Annotated in this window: 18 protein-coding genes; 2 read left to right on the top strand and 16 right to left on the bottom strand. The window is 51.4% G+C overall.

Translation table 11 applies throughout. The features are described 5' to 3' along the window. Nucleotides 1–31: 31 nt before the first annotated feature. Both MKX64_RS16225 and MKX64_RS16220 read right to left on the bottom strand, forming a co-directional pair. On the bottom strand, nt 32–1,252 hold the full coding sequence (locus tag MKX64_RS16225; RefSeq protein ID WP_341036627.1) for an aminotransferase-like domain-containing protein: 1,221 nt from the start codon (nt 1,250–1,252) through the stop codon (nt 32–34). A gap of 152 nt (nt 1,253–1,404) precedes the next feature. Then, complete coding sequence (locus tag MKX64_RS16220; protein WP_095266369.1) at nt 1,405–2,061, bottom strand: response regulator transcription factor; 657 nt, start codon at nt 2,059–2,061, stop codon at nt 1,405–1,407. 350 nt (nt 2,062–2,411) lie between these two features. Between MKX64_RS16220 and MKX64_RS16215 the strand changes: the two genes are divergently transcribed. Then, a complete protein-coding gene (locus tag MKX64_RS16215) occupies nt 2,412–2,816 on the top strand; it encodes a hypothetical protein (RefSeq protein WP_095266424.1) in 405 nt (134 codons plus the stop codon). 38 nt (nt 2,817–2,854) lie between these two features. After that, a complete protein-coding gene (locus MKX64_RS16210; RefSeq protein ID WP_413773602.1) occupies nt 2,855–3,892 on the top strand; it encodes a phosphodiester glycosidase family protein in 1,038 nt (345 codons plus the stop codon). A gap of 283 nt (nt 3,893–4,175) precedes the next feature. On the opposite strand, the gene MKX64_RS16205 is transcribed toward MKX64_RS16210, so the two are convergent. From MKX64_RS16205 to MKX64_RS16140, 14 genes are all read right to left on the bottom strand, one after another. Next, entirely contained in the window at nt 4,176–4,430 is a 255-nt protein-coding gene (locus tag MKX64_RS16205; protein WP_095266367.1) for an AbrB/MazE/SpoVT family DNA-binding domain-containing protein, read from the bottom strand. A gap of 188 nt (nt 4,431–4,618) precedes the next feature. Continuing rightward, a complete protein-coding gene (gene trmL / locus MKX64_RS16200; protein ID WP_095266366.1) occupies nt 4,619–5,083 on the bottom strand; it encodes a tRNA (uridine(34)/cytosine(34)/5-carboxymethylaminomethyluridine(34)-2'-O)-methyltransferase TrmL in 465 nt (154 codons plus the stop codon). Nucleotides 5,084–5,206: 123 nt separating this feature from the next. Next, on the bottom strand, nt 5,207–6,295 hold the full coding sequence (gene serC, locus MKX64_RS16195) for a 3-phosphoserine/phosphohydroxythreonine transaminase (protein ID WP_095266365.1): 1,089 nt from the start codon (nt 6,293–6,295) through the stop codon (nt 5,207–5,209). 188 nt (nt 6,296–6,483) lie between these two features. Further along, nucleotides 6,484–7,908, bottom strand: a complete 1,425-nt coding sequence (glnA, locus tag MKX64_RS16190) for a type I glutamate--ammonia ligase (protein ID WP_095266364.1) — start codon at nt 7,906–7,908, stop codon at nt 6,484–6,486. A 308-nt stretch (nt 7,909–8,216) separates the two neighbouring features. Next, nucleotides 8,217–9,272, bottom strand: a complete 1,056-nt coding sequence (aroF, locus tag MKX64_RS16185; protein WP_095398931.1) for a 3-deoxy-7-phosphoheptulonate synthase — start codon at nt 9,270–9,272, stop codon at nt 8,217–8,219. A gap of 174 nt (nt 9,273–9,446) precedes the next feature. Further along, nucleotides 9,447–11,234 carry a sensor histidine kinase gene (locus MKX64_RS16180; protein ID WP_095266362.1) on the bottom strand — a complete coding sequence of 596 codons (1,788 nt, stop codon included), beginning with the start codon at nt 11,232–11,234 and terminating at the stop codon, nt 9,447–9,449. Between the two features lie 50 nt (nt 11,235–11,284). Further along, on the bottom strand, nt 11,285–12,859 hold the full coding sequence (locus MKX64_RS16175; protein WP_095266361.1) for a response regulator: 1,575 nt from the start codon (nt 12,857–12,859) through the stop codon (nt 11,285–11,287). 78 nt (nt 12,860–12,937) lie between these two features. Continuing rightward, nucleotides 12,938–14,611, bottom strand: coding sequence for an extracellular solute-binding protein (locus MKX64_RS16170; protein ID WP_095266360.1), 1,674 nt, complete (start codon nt 14,609–14,611; stop codon nt 12,938–12,940). Nucleotides 14,612–14,687: 76 nt separating this feature from the next. After that, nucleotides 14,688–15,584, bottom strand: a complete 897-nt coding sequence (locus MKX64_RS16165; RefSeq protein WP_095266359.1) for a carbohydrate ABC transporter permease — start codon at nt 15,582–15,584, stop codon at nt 14,688–14,690. A gap of 31 nt (nt 15,585–15,615) precedes the next feature. Next, nucleotides 15,616–16,572: an ABC transporter permease gene (locus tag MKX64_RS16160; protein ID WP_095266358.1), complete on the bottom strand. Its 957-nt coding sequence runs from the start codon at nt 16,570–16,572 to the stop codon at nt 15,616–15,618. Nucleotides 16,573–16,883: 311 nt separating this feature from the next. Next, entirely contained in the window at nt 16,884–17,834 is a 951-nt protein-coding gene (locus MKX64_RS16155) for a 4-hydroxy-3-methylbut-2-enyl diphosphate reductase (protein ID WP_095398933.1), read from the bottom strand. Nucleotides 17,835–17,887: 53 nt separating this feature from the next. Beyond that, nucleotides 17,888–19,336 carry a sensor histidine kinase gene (locus tag MKX64_RS16150; protein ID WP_095266356.1) on the bottom strand — a complete coding sequence of 483 codons (1,449 nt, stop codon included), beginning with the start codon at nt 19,334–19,336 and terminating at the stop codon, nt 17,888–17,890. Between the two features lies 1 nt (nt 19,337). Then, nucleotides 19,338–20,024 (bottom strand): response regulator transcription factor, encoded by a 687-nt coding sequence (locus MKX64_RS16145; RefSeq protein WP_095266355.1) that lies wholly within the window; start codon nt 20,022–20,024, stop codon nt 19,338–19,340. A 132-nt stretch (nt 20,025–20,156) separates the two neighbouring features. Continuing rightward, the gene (locus MKX64_RS16140) at nt 20,157–21,743 is read right to left on the bottom strand and encodes a S1C family serine protease (RefSeq protein ID WP_341036619.1); all 1,587 of its coding nucleotides are present in this window, start codon (nt 21,741–21,743) and stop codon (nt 20,157–20,159) included. Nucleotides 21,744–21,847 lie beyond the last annotated feature (104 nt).

Below are 21,847 nucleotides of genomic sequence, written 5' to 3'. Positions count from 1 at the left end.
CTGCTGCCGTACGATGGGATTGCTGCCAATATTAGCTGCGAGCCGTGAATTCCGTGACGGCCTCGCTAATGAGATTCATGCCCAGCAGCAGTTCATCCCTACCGGGATGGGTGAAATTCAATCTTATACAGCCGTCAGCCTTCTCACTCGGCGAACACATGGAGCCTGGAAGAAAGGCGACCCCCTTTAATAAAGCGGCTCTCAAGAGCGCATCCCCGTTAAGCCCTGGCGGAAGCTCCACCCATAGAAACATGCCGCCCTCTGGCACCGCATAGCGTACATGCTTCCACTGCTTGCGCTTCAGCAGCTCAATCATCAGCTTGAGCCGCGTCCGGTATTCCCGGTTCAGCATCCGGATATGCTCTTCCAGGTCAAAATGCTTCGAATCCAGCATGTGCTGGAGAATGCGCTGATTCAACAGACTGGACTGCCAGTCGGCCATCTGCTTCACAGCTGTCATCATTTCGATCAGGCGCCGATGGCCTGCCGCCCAGCCGGTCCGAAGCGCCGGAGCTACCGTTTTGCTGAATGACCCGATGTAGAGCACATGATTGCCCTGCGGCTGTTCCAGCGAGAACAGCGAGGGGATCCGTTCGCGGGCTTCAATCCCTTCTGCATCTGCAAAATACAAATCCCCGTAGGAATCATCCTCCACAATGAGCAGCTCATGCTTGGCACACCGCTCAAGCACCTGCCTTCGACGCTCCAGACTCCACATGACTCCTGTCGGATTCGTAAAATTCGGGGCCGCCATCAACAGCTTCGGCTTATGTTCCACAATCTGCCTCTCCAGCTCATCCGGGAGAAGGCCATCTTCATCGCCCTCGATTGGGATGATGCGGGCCCCTTGCAGCCGAAGCACCTGCAGCATGCCGGGAGAGGTCGGGCTTTCGATCAGAACCGGATCTCCCGGCTCAACATAGACCCGCACGAGCAAATCCAGCGCTTGCTGGGTTCCGGTGGTCAGCAGGATATGATCCGGCTGAACATGGACTCCTTTGCGCCTGCCAAGGTCCTGGCTAAGCCACTCCCGCAGCGGGCCATACCCCTCCGCCTCGCCATACTGCAGCGACCGCGGATCCTGGGAGAGTACAGCTGCTGCCGCTTCAGCCAGCGAATGCTGGGGGAACAGTTCTTCTGCAGGCAGCTCTTCCGCCAAGGAAATAAAAGAATCCCGCTTCGCAAGAGCTCGAATATTGCGCAGCGGGGATGTCAGCAGAGTCTGTGCACGGGAAGCAAAGGAATACTGCATGGAAGTCCCTCCTTAGCCGTAATCGTAAGCCTCGGGTCTTGTAAATCAGGTCCTGCATACAGCCAGCCAAGGCTGAACACATCTCATTTGCGAGCAGAAGCAGCCTTTAAAGGGTATTCCCGAAGTTCATTTATTATACCTTATACCCGATTTCACGCATATACTTGCCGGTTATGCCGGGTATACAGCGCATATTTCTCAATCGCCTGGGCCCGGGTCGACACCCCGAGCTTCACATAAATTTTCCGCAAATAATTGTCAATCGACCGGCGGCTTACTTGAATCTCGGACGCGATTTTATCATAAGTGATGCCCTGCACGATCCGTTCCATTATAAATGCTTCTGTCTCCGAGAGTGAAATTCCGCCTTCATTCATCGATGACGATGCCAGCGGCCATACTCCCTGTCTCACCCACTCCAGCGGCAGCGATGCAATGCCTTCCCGAAGTCCGGTAATCATATGTATGAGCTGGAACGTGGAGGACTGCTTGGACAGCAGCCCGCTCGCACCGCGGCTGATTAAGGATTGCAGTAACGACAGTCCATCGTTATCGGTAACGATAATCACATGGGTGCTGGGTGACATCTGTTTAATCCGTTCCAACAGCTCCTCGGACGTCTGATCCTGCAGTCGATAATCCAGAAGTACCACATTCGGCAGCAGGTCCTCCACCATCCGCATCCCGTCCGCTTCCGATGCTGTCATTCCCTCAACAACCAGATCCTTCTGTTCCTCCAATATTAATTTTGTCCCCAGCATGCTTGTAGGTTGACTGCCAATAATGACCACTCGCCAAACCTCATTCATAATCCCTTAAAACCTCCTGTTTCAGAGAACTTCAATACTATTAATTCTATTAAAGTAAAGCCCGCCTTCCGGACAACTATTCGACACTTGCGAATTCCCGTTGTTTGCAGCTATTTAGGGGTGAAGAGGCCGCGCCCTGAACTGCAGGCTTATCGTGGTAGAGCATGAAGAATGTTAGTTATGTATCCACATGGTTTAACAAATCTATACAGATTGTATCCTAACTTCAACTGCATAAGCAATCTCTTTTTAAGAATTAAGTCGGTTTTTATTCGTCTTTGCGAAAGCAATTCTGACATGATAGAATGAGAGCTGGTAAAATGAACGCTTTTAAGGGGTGAAAAATGTCGATGGAGACAGAAGTTCAAACAGCCTATGAACCCCGGGAGACAATGCAGCAAAAAGGGCCATCCGCCAAATGGTTCTGGATTTTTTGGATTGTTCTGATCGGGCTGGGTACAACCGCAGCCTACCTATATAGCAATCACCTGCAAGAACAGGCGATTGTCAAGCTTCAGGAGGATACACGCCAGCAGATGGCACAGTTTAAAGCGGAATACGAAGCGCGCTTCGGCGAGCTGGTGCTGGAGATCAATGACCTGCAGAGCAAGGTGCAGTCCTTCAACGAGCTGCTGACCTTCACGAAGGATCAGGCGACCGGGACGACCGATAACAGCAACAAGCTGTACAGCCAGTTAAGCGAAGTGGAGAAGCAGCTGAAGGAACTTGAGCGAAAAATGGAGCTGTTAAAGTGAAAGCATTAATATATGGCAAGCCGAAGCAGGTCAACCGGATGTTTATGCTCGCAATCGCTCCTTTTATCGGCATGCTGTTCTGCATGTGGCTGCTGACCAAGCCGCCGCAGCTTTCACTGCAATATGAGGAATATGTATCAGCTGACAGCTTGGCCAGCCAATCGGGCGTCATCAAGCAGGATCTGGATCTGGCTGCCGATGCCGCCAAACAGACGATCTCTTCCATTGAGGAGACGGCGAAACTGTATCAGCAGACGACCGCCGCCGTCAATTCCATTCTGAAGACGGCCCAGACGCAAGCGGCTCGTCCGGAGCATATCTATAACCGGCGAATCACCGCCAAGCTGGGCACCCCGATGGAGACGGTGAACAGCAACCGGATTCGAATTGAGTTATATAAAATCAATCCCGGAACATATAATGGCTATGCCATGAAAGTGAAGCTGAAGGATCCTTCGGCCATGACGATGTCGCTTGGCACAGGCCAGCCCGGCTCTGTCGAAACAACGATGAGAGCCGTTAGCCGGCACGGGGCGGTCGCCGGCATCAATGCCGGCGGATTCGCCGACGGGAATGGCGGTCGCCATCCGCTTGGCACCACAGTCATCAACGGTCAGTACGTGTCCGGATTTCATCCCAGCTTCAAGGACCTTACTTTTGTCGGGATGAGCAAGTCCGGTCAGCTGATCGGCGGCAAGTTCCACAGCAGACAGGAGCTGGATAAGCTGGAGCCTGCCTTCGGAGCAACGTTTGTCCCGGTGTTATTGAAGAACGGCAAGAAAATGGCCATCCCGGACAAATGGCGCACTTCGCCGGCTCGCGCCCCGCGCACGGTGATTGGAAATTACAAGGACGATCAACTGCTGATTCTTATCACCGAGGGCTATGATGAGAATGGCCGCTCCGGGGCAACCCTGCAGGAAATTCAGAACAAGCTGGTCAATCTCGGCGTAATGGATGCATATAACTTGGATGGTGGCGGCTCTACTTCACTCGTGCTGAATGGCAGAGTGGTGAACAAGCCTTCCGACGGCAGTCTGCGGCCTGTTCCGACACACTTCTTGTTTTTTAAGTAGAATTTAGCAAAAACCTGAAATAAGCTGGATGTTCTCATTTATTTTTTGCCGGAAGGTGGGTATAATAAGGATAGCTTAGCAGGAGGTGGGTTTTCGTGTCGTTCTCATTAACCTTTTGGATTGTCATGATCGTCTTTGCCCTTTATATGGTCGGTATTCTAACTGCCGCCTACAATGATGATAAAACCAAAGGCCTGTAAGACATGACTCCCTCAAGCGAGGGGGTCTTATTTATTTCGACAAAAAAGCATCGCATGATGCGATGCTATCATAATTGCTCGTATTAGGCATGCTTCGGAAGTTGTTGCATCTCCGACATGCATTGGGCACATAAGTAGCGCTCTTTAAATTCGCTTACCCCGTCCATAGATCCGCAGAACACACATTTCGGACGGTAACGCTCCAAGATGATATGGTCCCCTTGAACCAAAATCTCTACAGGATCGCCTTCGTTCATCTGATATCTTTTACGCAAGGATTTTGGCAGAACGATTCTTCCCAGTTGATCCACTTTACGAACTACACCAGCAGGTTTCATGATACTGTCACCCTCTTTCATTTCAACAATAAATTTCAAGTTAGAAAAAACCTGATATTTTGGGCCTAGTATAATAGTTCGATAAAAAGTTGTCGAATCCTGCTAGATTTTAAGAAATTGTTTGTTTTTTTTAAATTATATAGGTATACTGGATGATTTCTGCCGATTTCGGACTAAAATTACCTCTTCTATGCCATGCCAGGGTAATCCAATTGCCTTAAAGCTTCATATACGATGATGGCTGCCGAATTGGACAGGTTAAGCGAGCGCACTTTATCCGTCATGGGCATCCGAATGCAGGAATCCGGGTTCGCGGCCAGCAGCTCGGGCGGAAGCCCCTTGGTCTCTTTGCCGAATACGAGGAAGTCACCGTCCTGAAAGACGATATCACAATAGCGCTTGGTCGCTTTGGTTGATGTATAGAAGAAGCGGCCTTCCGGATATTTCTGCTGCAGCTCCTCAAAGGAATCGTGATATTCAATATGTACCGCATACCAGTAGTCCAGCCCGGCCCGTTTCAGCGTTTTGTCATCGGTATTGAAGCCAAGCGGGCGAACCAGATGAAGATGCGTGCCGGTAGCCGCGCATGTTCTGGCAATATTGCCGGTATTGGCAGGGATTTCAGGTTCAACAAGTACGATATGAAGTGCCATGTTATGATGTTCCACCTTTTAGATCATTTTATATTCTATTATAACTTATCCTATTCCCGATCTTGCTATGAAGAAAAAAAACCTTCCGCCAAATAACGGAAGGCATGCATACCCGATTCACTGTTATCCGCGGCTGCGCTTGAAGTGCTCCATGAACTGAACCAGCGCCTCGCAGCTTTCATACGGAACCGCATTATAGATTGAAGCCCGCAGGCCTCCGACGCTGCGATGACCTTTAAGACCGACAAAGCCTTCTTGCTCGGAAGCCTTGACGAACTCCTTCTCCAGTTCCTCGGAGGCAAGCCGGAAGGTTATATTCATGTCCGAACGGCTATCCACATCCACACAGCCACGATAGAAGCCGCCGCTTTGGTCAATCGCATCATAAATCAGGGACGCCTTCTTGCGATTCGCCTGCTGGACGCCTTCAAGTCCCCCGCGCTCCTCGATCCACTTGAGCACCTCATTTACCATATAAATCCCGAAGGATGGAGGGGTGTTGTACAACGAGTTGTTCTTCACATACGTGTCGTAACGGAGCATGGTTGGCAGATGCTTCGGCGACTCGGCAACCAGATCCTCCCGCACGATCACCACCGTTACGCCGGATGGACCCAGATTCTTCTGTGCGCCCGCATACACCAGGCCGAACTGATTCAGATCAAATGGCCGGCTCAAAATGTCGCTGGACATATCTCCGATAAGCGGCACCGACCCGGTGTCTGGAAACGCCTTGAACTGCGCGCCTTCGATCGTTTCATTCGAGGTCAGATGGAGATAAGCCGCATTGTCCTGCATCTGGATCTCCTGCAGCTTAGGCAAGGTCATATAATTGCTTGCTTCAGAGGAAGCAGCCACATGGGTGTTTCCGATCAGCTTGGCTTCCTTCAGCGCCTTGCTGGCCCAGCTTCCAGTCATTACGTAGTTCGCGGTCTGGCCTTCTTTAAGGAAATTCATCGGAATCATGGCAAACTGCGTGCTCGCACCGCCCTGAATGAAGAGCACCTTATAGCCTGTCGGATTGCCCAACAGAGCCAGCAACCGCGCCTGTGCTTCATTATGTACAGCTTCATATACGGCACCGCGGTGTGACATCTCCATAATGGACATTCCGGTATGTTGATAGTCTACGAATTCGGCCTGTGCGCGCTCCAGCACTTCCAGAGGCAGCGCTGCGGGTCCAGCGTTAAAATTATAGGCTCTCTTGCTCAAAAAACTCTCCACCCTTCTCTCTTATGAATGCTTATTTTATCGCCTATCATAGCAACAAACCGATGCTCGTTCAAGTGAAAATATGCTCTATGTATCCAATCGCAGCGATCGGCCTGAATATGAAGAGGCTGCCCCGCAAGATCCAAGGATCATTCGGGACAGCCTCGTACATATACAGATGATGGCTATTAGATGTCAAAGTACAGGGAGTATTCATGTGGATGCGTGCGGATGGAAATATCCTTGGCTTCTGCACGTTTGAACTCGATGAAGTTATCGAGGAACTCCTTCGTGAATACGCCGCCTTCAGTCAGGAACTCATAGTCTGCCTGAAGTGCATCCAGAGCTTCATCCAGGCTGCCTGGAACGCTGCGGATTTCTTTCTTCTCCGCATCGGACAGCTCATAGATGTTTTTGTCGAAAGGACCATAGCCCAGAGCGACTGGATCGATTTTGCGCTTGATACCGTCCAGGCCCGCCATCAGCATTGCGGAGAAGGCCAGGTAAGGGTTAGCTGTGGAATCCGGTGTACGGAATTCGATACGGCAGCCCTTAGGCGTTACAGCCGCAACCGGGATACGAACTGCTGCGGAACGGTTACCTTTGGAGAATACCAGGTTAACTGGTGCTTCATAGCCAGGAACCAGACGCTTGAAGGAGTTCGTGCTCGGGTTGGTCAACGCGATCAGCGCTGGAGCATGATACAGAATACCACCGATGTAGTGCAGCGCAGTTTCGCTCAGGTTAGCATATCCGCCTTTTTCGTAGAACAATGGCGTGTCGCCGTTGAAGATGGATTGGTGAACGTGCATGCCGCTTCCGTTGTCCCCGAAGAGCGGTTTCGGCATGAAGGTTGCTGTTTTGCCAAACTGACGAGCAGTGTTGTGAACGATATACTTGTATTTCAACAGGTTGTCAGCTGTTTTCTTCAATGTGTCAAAACGGAAGTTGATTTCCGCCTGGCCAGCCGTTGCCACCTCATGGTGATGACGCTCAACGCGCAGTCCGGCTTCATTCAGCAAGCGGCACATTTCACTGCGAATGTCCTGCTGGGAATCCGCTGGAGCTACTGGAACATAACCGCCTTTGACACGAACTTTGAAGCCAAGGTTTCCGCCTTCTTCAGCACGGTTGGTGTTCCAAGCTGCTTCTTCGGAATCTACCGTGTAGCTGGAGCTGTTCATGGAGCTTTGGTAACGGACATCGTCGAACAGGAAGAACTCGGACTCCGGTGCGAAGAATGCAGCGGTGCCGATACCGGTTTGCTGAAGGTATTTCTCAGCACGCTCTGCCACACCGCGCGGGTCGCGCTCGTAGGCTTCGCCTTCCGGAGTGAAAATGTTGCTCATGACATTCAGCGTTGGATGAGCTGTGAACGGATCAATGAAGAACGATTCTGGATCTGGCAGCATAACCATGTCGGACTCTTCAATTCCGCGGAAGCCAGGAATGGAAGAACCGTCGAAAGCTACACCGTTCTTAAAAGTCTCTTCATCTACTTCAGCAGCCGGCAGGGTAATGTGATGCGCCCGTCCCGACAAGTCTACAAAACGAAAATCGACCCACTCAATGTTGTTCTCTTGAATTGTTTGCAATACTTTCTCTACCGACATATCTCTTCCTCCCAGTTTCCGAACATTAAGACTAAAACAGCTTAACAATGTTCATAATCTTTGAAATTTCTTTTCGTCATTATATGCCGGGAGATAACCTGACGTCAATACCCATGTAAGGTATTTTTAAAAACCGCGTTATATATATTGACACAGAAAACCATATATTGGATGATCAGCAAAAAGACACCTGCTTCATCGAAGCAAGTGTCTACCTATTTATATTAGCCCTCGTCCAGACAGCAAACAACCTTTTGTAATCGGTTTCCTTCCGCCTCTTTCCCTGCGCCCCAGAAACCTAACATCAATTAGACGCGTTGAAATTGCTCAGCAGGCGCTTTAGCCGTATTGAACGTTTTACCAACGAGCGGAGCCAGCTGCTCCAGATCTTTCAGCAAGGCCGCAAACTGATCTGGGAACAGGGATTGCACCCCGTCGCCTGTCATCGAGTTGTCCGGGTCGGTATGCATTTCGACAATGAGACCGTCCGCTCCGGCGGCTACGGACGCTTTGGACATCGGTTCCACCAGCTCACGACGTCCCGTGCCGTGGCTCGGGTCGGAGATCACCGGCAAATGGCTAAGCTGCTGCAAAACCGGAATGGCAGATAAATCCAGCGTATTGCGCGTATAGGTCTCAAATGTTCGGATTCCCCGCTCGCACAGCATGACATTCGGGTTGCCGCCAGCCAAAATATACTCGGCTGCATTCAAAAATTCGTCATATGTGGCGCTGAATCCGCGCTTCAGCAGCACCGGCTTGCCACAGGTGCCCAGCTTTCTGAGCAGGTCGAAATTTTGCATATTGCGCGTTCCTACCTGCAGAATGTCCGCGTACTCTGCACAGATGTCCACATATTCTGGTGTCATGACTTCAGTAATGGTCAACAGGCCATGCTTCTGCCCGGCTTCCGCCATCATAATCAGCCCTTCGACGCCAATGCCCTGGAAGCTGTAAGGGCCTGTTCTCGGCTTGAACGCGCCGCCGCGCAGCACCTGGCCGCCGGCAGCCTTCACAAGCCCGGCGATTTCATCAATCTGCTCCGCAGACTCGACAGCGCACGGACCGCCCATGACAACCAGGTTGCCGCCGCCGATTTTCGTGCCTTTGATATCAATGACGGTGTCATCCGGATGGAAGTCCCGGCTGGCCAGCTTGTAGGACTTGGAGATCTTCACGACATTCTCCACGCCCTTCATCTGCCGCAGATGCTCTGCAAGCTTCGGATTAACACTGCCGATGAGACCGATCACAGTTCGGTCCGCGCCTCTGGAAATATGGACCTGAAGCCCCTCTTTCTCAATTTCGGACACAATGTTCCGAATCTGTTCCTCGGGGGTCGTATTGGATGTAATGACGATCATAACGGGTACCTTCCTTCTCTTAGTCTATCTTATGCATGAATGCTTTCATCCACTTTTACACTTAATCGCTTGTTCGCTTTTAAGCTTTTATGCTTTTATCTAATAAAGCAAATATACAAAAGATATCCCTGTTCGTCAAGCCCAAAATGGTTTGAACAGGGATATCCGTCCAGATTATTCGATTCGCTTGTTACGCCTCTCGGTCACGCTGCGCGTCACCAGCGGCAGTATAATTCTTACCGTCGTGCCGATGCCGGGGCGGCTGAACAGCGTCACACCGTACTCCGGCCCGTAATGGAGCTTGATGCGCTGATCCACATTCCTTATGCCGTAGCCGGTGCTGCCCAGATCCTGGGCGCCTGTGCTGTACGTGGCAGCCCCTGGCGGAAAGCCGACGCCGTTATCAATAATTCTGAATTCCAGCCCTTCCTCCACGACGCTGCCTATGATGCGAATATGAATGTAATCGCCGGTCCATGCATGCTCAAGCACATTTTCGATAAAAGGCTGCAATATGAGCTTCACCGTCTCATACCGCACGACCTCGGGGTCAATGTCGTACTGAACCTGCATGCGGTTCTCATATTTGATTTTTTGGATATCGATGTAGGCCTGGGCTTGCTCCAGCTCATTTTTGACCGGGATGATCGTTCTGCCGTCATTAAGAGACAAGCGGTAAAACTTCGCCAGATCCAGTACCATACGCTGCAGTTTTTCCAGCTTGCCGAATTTGGCCAGCCGGCTGATGGAAGATAACGTGTTGTACAAAAAGTGCGGGTTAATCTGCGCATGCAGCGATTCGAGTTCCGCCTCCTTCTTCTGCAGATCGGCCAGGTACACCTCACGGATCAGCTGTCCGATATTGCTTCCCATCTCGTTCAGCGCTGCCGATATGTGCGTGAACTCGTCAGCCCCCTTGAAGTGAACCCGCTTGTGAAACTCCCCTTCCTGGAAGGAATCCAGCACGGATACAATCTTGGATACCCTGCGGCTGAAATATCGGGAGATGATCAGGCTGACCACGATAAAGATCGCAATGCAGACCACACAGATGAGCAGGGTCACATAGCGGATCTTCGCCGTATCCTTCTCGACGATATGGGAAGGCACAACCGCGATCAAATCCCACCCGAGTTGCGTGATCGGTTTGCGGATCAGCAGGTCCCCGTTATTGCGCAGCTCAGGCTCCTTGAACACCGTCGAATGCTTTCCTCCTGACGAGATCACAATGCGCCCCTCGCTGTCCGTCAGATAAAGCGCGGTTCCGTCCCCGATCTTTCGATAATCCATGCTCTCAAACAGGCTGGACAGATTCACATTGATTCGCATAAACCCAATCTCTCGGGGCTTGACGGAAGTGATATCGACCAATCTGCGGAGCAATGAGATGCGGTCCTTTCTCGCATCATCCTCAATCTGCTTCCACTGCATGGTGACACCGTACTGCTCCTCTTTCGGGTATTCGTGATACCAGTCCCTGTTCTCAAGCCGCTTGTATTGGTAAATATCATATAGACGGTTGTCCGAGTGCAAAGGGTCGGTCGTGCTGTAGCTGTCATAAATTTCACGTATTTCATCATTTTTCAGATAGATGGACAACCACACCTTCCGGTTGGCTGTGTTGATGGCGGTTTCAAGCTTGGGAATGAGGACATTGACGGTTGTGTCATAGCTGACCCAGGGGCTCTCGCTGAAGCGAAGCCGATTGTTAAAAGACATATCGAAATACAGCATATCCGACACGCGAGCGACATCTTCCATTTTGTAAGAGATATTATCGCTCATTTGATAGAGCGTCCCTTGAATGTTGTTGTAGGTTTGCTCCCTGATCGACTGCACCGCCAGCTGATTGGCGATATTTCCGACCAGCAGCACCGGCACAATAATAAACACGCAGTACGAAAGCATCAGCTTGTAGCCAAACGGCAGTCTGACCCGAATGCGTTCAAATTTTCCAGCCATAACACATCACGACCCCACATCTGAGATAAGCGAATGGTGCAAGTATTCGGTTAGGTATGTTTGCGTCTATATTCCAGCGGAGTCATGCCGTAAAACTCCTTGAATTGCCGGCTGAAATAAGGTAAATACTGATATCCCGTCAGGGAGGCGATTTCATATATTTTAAGCTTCGTTGTGACAAGCAGGCTCTTGGCCTTCTCCATCCGAAGCTTGATGACATAGTCGCTGAAATTATGACCGGTCTCTTCCTTGAAGATAACCCCCAGATAATTCGGTGAAAAAGAAAAGCGGTTCGCCATATCGCGCAAAGTAATGTTTTCATGCATGCGATCGCGGATCACGTCTATCATTTCCTCAATGAGACGCCCGTTTTTGGATGCTTTGCGAAATTTTAACTGTTCTGAGATTTCAAACACTTTCATTCTTAACCATGAAAAAATATCATCCAGCGTTTCAAATTGAAGCAGAATGTCCAGATTTTTCAGCTCGATGCCTAAAATCCGGAACAAGTCTTCATGCATCGTGTGCAGATGCTCATCCAGCTTTAATATAATATACATCGCGAGGTTCCGAACCGTAAATGTTGAACGGATGTTCGCCGCCAGATGCTGAATGGCCAAAATTTCATCATGAATGCCGACCAGATCATAGGATGCCATCGCCTTGAACAGCGCATCCAGCCGGATATCGAGACTCTCCACTTCCTCGCGGTTCTCCGTCGGCACCTCGTGGTACATAATCCACTGGCCTTTCCCGCGGAACATTTTGTAATCCAAAGCTCTGACCGCCATCTCGTAGGACTGGTGCAGGTCTTCGAGCTTATGCGCGTCCCCGCCCTCGCCCACCGTCACAGTGAGGCCGTATTCCTGCCGTAATTGTTCCAGAATCGCTTCAATCTCCGCCCGGTCACGATCCCCTCCGAACAGAACGGCTGTACGTTGATCTGTCACTCTGCATACATGGGCAAAACCGCCTTGATCCAAAGCCATATGCAGCTGTGCCATGTACTGTTCCCGAATTCCTCTCCTCTCCTCGGACACCTGTTGCTGGCTTCGCCAGGAACTCATTTCGTCCAACTCGAGCAGCGCCACGCGGATAGGCCATTCATGCTCCGCCCAACGATACTCCCTCTTCATGATTTCCAGGACCGCGCCATCATAAGGCTGCTGCAGCAACCGCAGCAAATACTGATGCTTCAGAATCGGAATCATCTGCTGATAGGCCCGCTCCGTTTCCTTCCGGCGATGAAGACGATCCAGCTCCTGCCTCGCTTTTGTCAGCTCCTGGATCAACTCCTCGTCCTCCATCGGCTTGAGCACATAGCTGCACGCATTCAGGGCGATCGCCTGCTTCACATAACTGAAATCCTGATACCCGCTAATAAAAATGACCCGCAAATCTTCATGATGCTTGAGCGCACGCTGAGCCAGCTCGATGCCTGTCATGTTCGGCATCCGCACATCGGTTACCAAAATATCGATAGGTTCCTTCTCCAGCACCTCCCAGGCGGCGAAGCCATTGGTGACCGCGCCCGCAATCGTCATACCGAGTTTTTCCCATGGAATAAAGCTCTTCATGCCTTCTAGATCCAGTATTTCGTCATCTGCAAGCAGCACTTTATACACGGGCCCCATCTCCCCCCATAAATTCCGATAAGGGTATACTGCTTAGCGCAGCATACCCTTACGTTTCTCATTATATTGTTATTCCCCACGCATTTTGGCCAGGTTCTCTTGCCATTTTTGCGTCTTGAATGCCAGAAGCTTGTCGAAACCAGCTGTTTGTGCATCCGCCTCAGCCTTGTCGAGAATGGCCAATACTTCTGCATCATCTTTCGCATACAGGGCTTTCGCTCTAGCTTCTGTAAAGATATCTTCTACGCGTTGACGAATAATTCCTTCCTCGCTGTCCGGAGCCGGATCGAGGTTAATAAATTCGGTAGCGTTAGCTTGTGTTTTCCAAGTAATTTCATACTGCCAACGTGTGGACCAGTTACGCTGTTCCTCAGGAAGCGTGCTTTCGTACTTGGCTTTTGCCTGGTCGATAAACACCGTGTTACCGTTCCATTGAACATTCGTCGTAGTTGCTTGAAGCTTGCCGAGGCCTGCCGCATCCGTCACGTATTTCTCTGTGAACTTCGGCATTACCCCTTCTTCTTCCCAACCATCCCAGTATCCGCCTTCAGGTCCCCACATGAGGATCGATTGACCTTCCGGTCCAGTATACCAATCCAGGAAAGCGAAGATCGCTTCAGGATCCTTGGCTGCTTTTGTAATGACACTTACGTTCCAGCCGAGCTGGTTGTAAGTGCCCGGGAAGATTTTGTTCTTATCCAGACCTGGCTTCGCAATCGGCCAGATCATGAAGTAACCTGCATCCGGATCTTGAGCCGTCAATTCAACATGCGCATTCATCGCATTCTCGGTCGGGCTGGATGCCGAATATACGGCAACACGGCCAGCCATAACTTTCTCTTTCACCTGGTCAGCAGTTTGTGTCATTGCGTCTTGCGTGATCAGTCTTTCGCGGAACAGCTTTGCAGCGTACTGCATCGACTCGCGGAATGTAGGATCCAGGAAGATCGATGTCAATTGGTCGCCTTCAGGAACACCGCGGATCGAAATCCAGCGTGTCAACGCATTTTCTCTAAAGGCAGAGTACAGCGTTTCGATACCTTGACCTTCGATACCCGGCTCGTAAGGCACAACCTGATTGCCGTACTTCTCTTTAACAGCTACGAGGTAGTTGTACAGATCATCGGTTGTTTCCAGTGGAGGCTCACCGAGCTCTTCGTAAATCTTTTTGTTCACAACATAACCTGCGTTGCCGTTCGGCTGGCTCGTGTACCAGTTCGGGAACTGATACAGCTTGCCGTCTTCGGAACGAAGCATGTTAATTCCTTCTTCGCCGAGCCACTGCTTCAGGTTCGGGTATTTATCGAGATAATCATCAAATGGAACCAGCATATCGGCCTGACGAAGCTTATCGACGTCCGGTCCGCGCTCCATCCAGATGACGTCCGGCAGCTGACCGGAGGCAATCATCGTGCTGAATTTCTGCTGCGCGTTGCCTTGGGAGTTGATAGGAACTACGTTGACTTTTTTGTTCTCTTTAATCCATTTCGTAGCGTCATCATCGCCCCAGTTCGGCATTGTGTACCAGTCATAGTGACCGTAGAAGCTGAATTCCAGCGGCTCCTCACCTAGCACATATGTGTCGGATTCAGCGGAGGTATTGTTCTCAGTCCCGTTATCGGATGGCGTCGGCGTCGGTTCTGCCGTATTCGAATTGCCTCCCCCGCTGCAGGCGGAAAGCATCAGCATAGCTGCCAGCAATATGATCAGCGATGTGGACAGCGATTTTTTTCTTTGCCTCATTCTCGAATTCCCCTTTCGTTCTTCCCTCTTTATTTATGTCTAAAGCCTCCTCGGCTTCAAACAACAGACAGATAAGCTATTCCTTCAAGGAACCAATCAGAACCCCTTTAACGAAATGCTTTTGGACAAACGGATAGACCATAATGATCGGAATCGTGGCCACAATCATCGTTGCCATGGACAGCGATTTGGTGGTTACGCTTTGCATTCTGGACAAGACCGCTTGCGAAGCCGAATCCAGGTTGCTCATCTGCTCTGACATGATGTTCGAGTTCAGAATCTGATTCAGAATAGTCTGAATCGGCAGCAACTCGTTTTTCGAAATATAGATACTTGGGAGGAACCATTCATTCCAGTGCCCGACCGCAGTGAACAGCGACAGGGTCGCGATGACCGGACCGGACAGCGGCAGAATAATTCGGAAGAAGATCCCCCAGTTACCGGAGCCGTCAATTTTTGCCGATTCCTCCAGACCGGCCGGAAGCCCCTGGAAGAAGGTACGGAAGATGATCATATTCCACACGCTTACAAGCGTCGGAATAATGTACACCCAGAAGGAATCCATCAGCCCGAGGCTGCGAATCAGCATGAAGCTCGGGATCAAGCCCCCGCCGAAGTACATGGTGATGATACACATGATCATATAATATTTACGTCCAATCAGCTCACGCTTGGTCATTCCGTAAGCGAAGATGGAGGTTACCAGAATCGAACAGAACGTACCGACTACCGTACGGGCCACCGAAATTGCAAAGCCGTTCAGCAGCCGCTTGTCTTGAAAGACAATCTCATAGTTCTCCAGTGTAAAGCTTCTCGGCCAGAAGGTGACACCCCCCATTGCCGTATCCGCTCCGGTATTCAACGACACGACTAGCGCATTCCAAAACGGATAAAATGTCACAAAAGCCAGCAGTGTAAGAAAAATGTATATTACGACCATCATTACGCGGTCCCCAAATCCAAGACGTACCAATGCTACCCGCTCCCTTCCTCAGGATGTTTGATTACCATAGACTGTTTCCTGACCGGCGTGCGATCAAGTTCGCTATCGTCAGCAGCATGACGCTGATCACTGCTTTGAACAAGCCTACAGCCGTTGCGTATGAGAAACGAGAATTTTCGATACCGATTCGGTAGACATACGTATCAATGACGTCGGAAACCTCTCTCAGCACCGGGTTCTTCGCCAGGAGCAAAATATCCTCAAAGCCTGCACTCAGCAGATTGCCGATCGACAGAATCATGAAAATGATAACAACCGGCATGATCGATGGAAGTGTAATGGTGAAGATTTGCCGGAACTTGCTCGCGCCATCCATATCTGCCGCTTCGTACATATGCGGGTCAACGCCCGCCACAGCGGCCAAATATACGATCGACGAGAATCCGATCTCCTTCCATACTCCTGTCGTTACGAGAATCGCCCAGAAGTACTCCGGAATTGAGAGGAAATTGATTGGCTCCTCCACCAGATTCAGATTCGTCAGCAGAATGTTCACGCTTCCATTGTCGGTCGAGAGCATGGAGATCACAAAACCCGACACGATAACCCAGGACAGAAAGTGCGGCAAGTAGCTGACTGTCTGTACCATCCGCTTGAAGAACATATGTCTGACCTCATTCAGCATCAGCGCCAACAGGATGGGCGCCGGAAAGCCGATGAAAAACTTGAGGAGACTGATGACGATGGTGTTGCGCATGACGTTCGCAAACTCGGGAGCCTCGAAGAACATTCGGAAATGCTTCAGGCCTGCCCATGGACTCTCTGCCATACCTTTGAAAATGTTATAATCCTGGAAAGCCATCAGGATGCCGTACATTGGGATGTAACTAAATACAAAAATCAATGCCAGTGCCGGAAGAACCATCAGCTGAATGTCCCACTGCTTCGCAAAACGAACCGCGAGGTTATCTTTCTTCCGTTTGGGAACAGGTTTCTGCTCCATTGAGATCTGTGCCATAATCTTCCCTCCCGCTTGTGCCCCTATCGTACAGTTTGTCTATGAATCAAATTGTAATCGAAGGGCGCGGGTATGACTATTTGCCTAATCAACGAAAAATGATACTTATCAATCCAAAAATAAAACGCTTACATCGAGTGAGAAGTTAATGTCACGCAGCAAGAATCACACAGGGGGGGCCGTCCCTTGCCACCGATTCACCCCGGTCAAGCGCCACGGCGCTTGCGCCTGATTCCTGTAACCTAGGATGAAAAACATAAAAAACTGCACCTCCAACGTTAGACGGTGTCTAACAAGGGGGTGCAGTTCCACTACGCCTTGCTCTTCGTCCGAACCGGCGGCAGCAGCTTGCTCATATTGATCGTCCGCTTGATCTCCCAAGTCTCCGGACGGTCATGTTCATACTGCTCCAGATAGGCAATAACCTCTTTCGTAATCGGCGTCGGCGTGGATGCGCCCGACGTGACCGCCACCTTGTTCACGCCTTCCAGCCATTCCCGCTTCAGCTCTGACACATCTCCGATCCGGTATGCCGTCACACCTGCAATCTCTTCAGACACCTGTGCGAGACGGTTCGAGTTGTTGCTGCGCGGATCCCCGACGACAATGACCAGATCGGCCTGACCTGCCTGCTCTGCAACCGCCTCCTGACGCACCTGGGTTGCCAGGCAGATCTCATTATGAATCTCCGCGCCGGGAAACCTTGCGAGCAGCTTGCTCATAATATGCTTAATATCCCACTGGCTCATCGTCGTCTGGTTCGTGATAATGATTCTCGATGAAGGGATGTCAAGCTGGTCGATCTCATCCTCCGTCTCGATCAGATGAACATGCTCCGGTGCAATGCCGATGGCTCCCTCCGGCTCGGGATGGCCTTTCTTCCCAATGTAGATAATCTCATAGCCGTCGGCCGCCTTTTCACGAATCAGGTCATGTGTTTTGGTCACATCCGGACAGGTGGCGTCCAAGGTTGTCAGACCTTTGTCGCGAGCCAGCTTCCGAACCTCCGGGGATACCCCGTGCGCCGTAAAAATGACGGTTCCGCTCTCCACCTGGTTTAGAATCTCCACACGGTTGGGCCCGTCGAGCGTAATAATGCCTTCATCCTCAAAGGATTTTGTCACATGACTGTTATGGACAATCATGCCCAGTATATAGATAGGCCGAGGAAGATCGAGATTCTGCGCCGCTTGCCGTGCCAGCACCATCGCATCCACAACACCGTAGCAGTATCCTCTCGGCGATATTTTAATCACTTCCACTGATCCTCACCTGCTTCCCACGAAAATTACCGCTGTACCTGTTCATTATACCTCTATTCAAGAGGAGGAGCAAAAACGAGCGGAAGCCATATAATAAACGTGCTGCCTTCGCCCCGCTTCGTCACCACTTCCACAGAGCCTTCATGGACATCAATAATCCATTTGGCAATGGACAGTCCAAGGCCGGTACCTTCGGTTACTCCCCGGGATTGGTCCGCCCGATAGAAGCGGTCGAAGATATGCGGCACCTCGTCTTTATCCATGCCGATGCCGGTGTCCGCAATCCGGATGCCGACCTGTCCCTTGTACAGCACAGCATCGAGCGACACCACGCCCTCCGGCGTATATTTGAACGCATTCTCGATGAAAATGAACAGCATTTGCTGCAAATAATCTTTGTTACCATTGATGTAGATACTGCCTAGCATCATGAAATCCCCGACCTTCCAGGCCGCGGTTCTTTTCAAAAATTGCGCTCTCCGGGCGACCTCTTCAAGCAACGGCCGAAGCGGTATGGCCGATTTCTCAAACGTCTTTCCGGTATCCGCCCGGGCCAGAGACAGCATATCGTTCACCAGCCGGCTCATCCGTCTCGCCTCATCGGCAATATCCCCGATCGCCTCCATCGATATTTGCTTCAGCGCCTCTTCATCCAGATCCGGCCGATCCTCGGGCGGGGAAGTCCATATTTTATGCAGCAGATCGACATTGCCGCGAATGGTCGTCAGCGGTGTTCTCAGCTCATGCGAAGCATCGGAGACAAAGCGCCGCTGCGCCGCATACGCGTCCTCCAGTTCTTTGTAAAAGCCTTCGGTCCGGGACAACATCCCGTTAAATGTCCCGATCAGTTGTCCGATTTCATCCGGCGGCCCATCATACTCAATCCGCAGGCTCAAGTCCGTCCCCTTCTGGATGCGCTCGGCCGCTTCCGTCACCTTGCCGATCGGGCTGATCGACTTGCGGGCCAGGAACAGCCCGAAGGAAGAAGCAATGACCAGCGTAGCCGCCGATCCCATGATCAGGATGGTCTGAAGCTGCTTGAGCGTATCCTCAATTTGCCTTGTGCTTGCACCAATCTGGAGCCATCCGGCCAGGCTGCCCGTGTATTGCTCAATCACGGGGTGACTGTAGACCAGGAACGGGTTGCCCCCGAGGCTGACTTTGGAGAAAAATGCCTCGGTCGCCGCTTTCTCCACACCTGGCACTTCAAACATCAACCCGCTGAATTTCATATTATCCGATCGCCAGGTCGAGTTATTGCGAATCGTGAACGTCTGGACATACAAGTCCATATCCTCCAGCCGAATTTCCGAGGAGCGGTTCGGCAGCACCTCAATGATGCCTTGACCAAAGCTCACTCTTTTGGCCTGCTGCCGGATGCGCTGCTCGAGTTCACTGTACGTGTACAGATTCACAAAAGTATAAATCGCCGTGCTGAATATGACCAGCGTCACGAATAGAATGCTTGTATACCATGCTGTAAGCCGCAACCGTATCGACATGCTAGCTGTCTCCTCTTAAAATATACCCTGCTCCGCGAATCGTCTGGATCAGCCTTTTGCCCCCGTTCTCCTCCGTCTTCTGGCGAAGCATGGCAATATAAACCTCAAGCACGTTGGATTCCCCGCTGTAATCATATCCCCAGATTTTATCCATAATCGTATCGCGTGACAGCACGCGCCTTGGATTTTGCATAAATAGATGGAGCAGCTCGAATTCCTTCGCCGTCAGTTCAAGCCGCCGTCCGCCGCGCAGCACCTCTCTTGAATCCGTGTCCAAGACAAGATCCTCGAAGGTAAGACGCTGGCTGGAGGAATCGTCGCTCGGTTTCCGGCGCAGCAAAGCTCTGACGCGGGCCAAAAGCTCTTCGAGCGCAAACGGCTTCACAAGATAATCATCCGCCCCGATATCGAGCCCCTTTACCCGATTCTCCACCTCATCCTTGGCGGTCAGCATCAGGACAGGCACGGTGCTTCCGCCTTCGCGCAGCCTCCTGAGCGCCTCAAAGCCGTCCACCTGCGGCATCATCACATCCAGAATGACCGCATCGGGCTCCTCGGCGAGGATCATTTTGAGGCCCTCTGCACCATTGGAGGCAGTCATGACATCATAACCCTCGAACGCAAGCCCTCTGCGCAGCATTGATATAATTTTGTCATCATCATCTACTATTAATATTCGGGATCGCATCACGGCATCTCCTCTATCTATGAATCAGCATCTGTTGCTTACTTATTCCAACCCCATTATATCGGTCCGGTTTAATGCAAGACAAGCGGAAGGCTTCTTCCCTTCCGCTTGTTCGTCCCTTCATGTATGGCGTTAACGCCGCTGCTGGGATTGTTCAAATTCGTTCCGATCACCGATCGTGAGCGGCAGATCGATCTGCTTGCCATTGCGAATGACATTCAGTGTAATATCATCACCGACATTTTTGCTCTGGATGAATTCGATCAGATCCAGGTGGGTCGGATAATTCTGTCCGTCAACCCCCACAATGATATCGTACTGTCTCAGATCCGCCTGATATGCCGGCGAACCGAAGACGACGCTGTTCACATAAGATCCTTCCGTCACATCGGTCCCAAGCTGCTGGGCAATTTGGGAGGTCACGGTGCCCAGTTCTGCGCCAATGAACGGAACCGGATCCTTCGGCACATCCTGGCCGTTCTTCAGATAGTCGACCGCTTCCTTGATCGTGCTGGAAGGAATCGCAAACCCGATGCCCTGTGCCTGGGAGCTGACAGCTACGTTCATTCCGATAACTTCACCCTTCAGGTTAAGCAGCGGGCCGCCCGAGTTCCCCGGGTTGATGGACGCATCGGTTTGCAGCAGATTTTTGTAGTTACGGTCCGCTTCATTGTTATTTCCTGGAATTTCGATGCTGCGCTCCTTGGAGCTGAGCACCCCGGCTGTGACCGTATGGTCAAATCCTTGCGGGTTCCCGATGGCAACCAGCCACTCACCCACTTTCAATGCCTCCGAATCCCCAAGTGCCACCGTCGGGAAATCCTCGTCTCCTTCGATCTTCAGCACCGCCAGGTCAAGCTCATAGCTGGACCCAAGCAGCTTCGCTTCATAAGGCTTCTTGTTTCCTTGGAGCGTAACCTGGATCACGTCCGCGCCATGGATAACATGCTCATTCGTCAGAATGTAGCCCTCCTTGTCAAAGATGAAGCCGGAGCCAATGCCCTGCGCCCGGAGGGATTCGTCGTTTCCGCTCCCCTCGTTCTCGCTGCCTTCGCTGCCGCTTCGACCGCCGCCGAAAAAGTACCAGAACGGGTCATTCCCGTACGGGTGCGCGCTGCGGGCGTTGCTGCTCTTGACAAAGGTATTGATCAGCACAACCGACGGGCTGGCTTGATCCACGACGCTCGATACGTCATTCGCATTCGTCGGGATCGACACGGCGGCCGGCGTCGCCCCGCCGCTATTGGTCGGCTGGGACTCGGTCACCGGTGCATCGCCACCAGACGACAAGGCGGCCTCCGGCGTAAACATGTTCGTCCGGTCCGCAGCAAACATCAGGCCTGAAATGACGAGCACCCCGGCCATGAAGGATAGAAATAACGATTTGAAGGAGCTTCTCGGCTTGGAACTATAGTTCCAGTTCCGGTTGCGATTCGCGTTATCCGGCAGGCCTCCGCCCTGTCCTCCTCCGCCGGAAGACTGGCGCGTCAGTCCTGTCGGAACCGGCTTCACAGGCTCCGGAGCCGTCACCTCCACCTGCTGGGGCTCCATCTGCCGATAACCATCCCGCCCCTCTGAATCGTTATCGTTTGAAATAGACCGGAACGGTCCGTACGAATAATAGTAGGATGATTCATTCGAGGAAGAAGACTCCTCTTGTTTCTGTTTCTGTTCAGGTTCTTCGTCGGGGTATCCGAAGCGTTTTCTCTGATCGTCCATAAGTGTCTTTACCTCCTATGTTAAATCACTTGATTCCAAGTGCTACATGACTAACTGTTTCTATTGTGTACTATAAACCTTAATAGTACCTTAAAAACAATTAA

Origin of the sequence: Paenibacillus sp. FSL M8-0334, from assembly GCF_038000405.1 — a bacterium.
In the GTDB taxonomy this organism is placed as follows: Bacteria; Bacillota; Bacilli; order Paenibacillales; family Paenibacillaceae; genus Paenibacillus_AQ; species Paenibacillus_AQ campinasensis.
This window is presented reverse-complemented; position numbering and strand designations above follow the sequence as displayed.

Bases quoted from the DNA above. Each gene is read 5' to 3' on its own strand.
- MKX64_RS16225 (WP_341036627.1), bottom strand. From the start codon at position 1,252: ATGCAGTATTCCTTTGCTTCCCGTGCACAGACTCTGCTGACATCCCCG.
- MKX64_RS16220 (WP_095266369.1), bottom strand. From the start codon at position 2,061: ATGAATGAGGTTTGGCGAGTGGTCATTATTGGCAGTCAACCTACAAGC.
- MKX64_RS16215 (WP_095266424.1), top strand. From the start codon at position 2,412: ATGGAGACAGAAGTTCAAACAGCCTATGAACCCCGGGAGACAATGCAG.
- MKX64_RS16210 (WP_413773602.1), top strand. From the start codon at position 2,855: ATGTTTATGCTCGCAATCGCTCCTTTTATCGGCATGCTGTTCTGCATG.
- MKX64_RS16205 (WP_095266367.1), bottom strand. From the start codon at position 4,430: ATGAAACCTGCTGGTGTAGTTCGTAAAGTGGATCAACTGGGAAGAATC.
- trmL (WP_095266366.1), bottom strand. From the start codon at position 5,083: ATGGCACTTCATATCGTACTTGTTGAACCTGAAATCCCTGCCAATACC.
- glnA (WP_095266364.1), bottom strand. From the start codon at position 7,908: ATGTCGGTAGAGAAAGTATTGCAAACAATTCAAGAGAACAACATTGAG.
- aroF (WP_095398931.1), bottom strand. From the start codon at position 9,272: ATGATCGTCATTACATCCAATACGACCCCCGAGGAACAGATTCGGAAC.
- MKX64_RS16180 (WP_095266362.1), bottom strand. From the start codon at position 11,234: ATGGCTGGAAAATTTGAACGCATTCGGGTCAGACTGCCGTTTGGCTAC.
- MKX64_RS16170 (WP_095266360.1), bottom strand. From the start codon at position 14,611: ATGAGGCAAAGAAAAAAATCGCTGTCCACATCGCTGATCATATTGCTG.
- MKX64_RS16160 (WP_095266358.1), bottom strand. From the start codon at position 16,572: ATGGCACAGATCTCAATGGAGCAGAAACCTGTTCCCAAACGGAAGAAA.
- MKX64_RS16150 (WP_095266356.1), bottom strand. From the start codon at position 19,336: ATGTCGATACGGTTGCGGCTTACAGCATGGTATACAAGCATTCTATTC.
- MKX64_RS16145 (WP_095266355.1), bottom strand. From the start codon at position 20,024: ATGCGATCCCGAATATTAATAGTAGATGATGATGACAAAATTATATCA.
- MKX64_RS16140 (WP_341036619.1), bottom strand. From the start codon at position 21,743: ATGGACGATCAGAGAAAACGCTTCGGATACCCCGACGAAGAACCTGAA.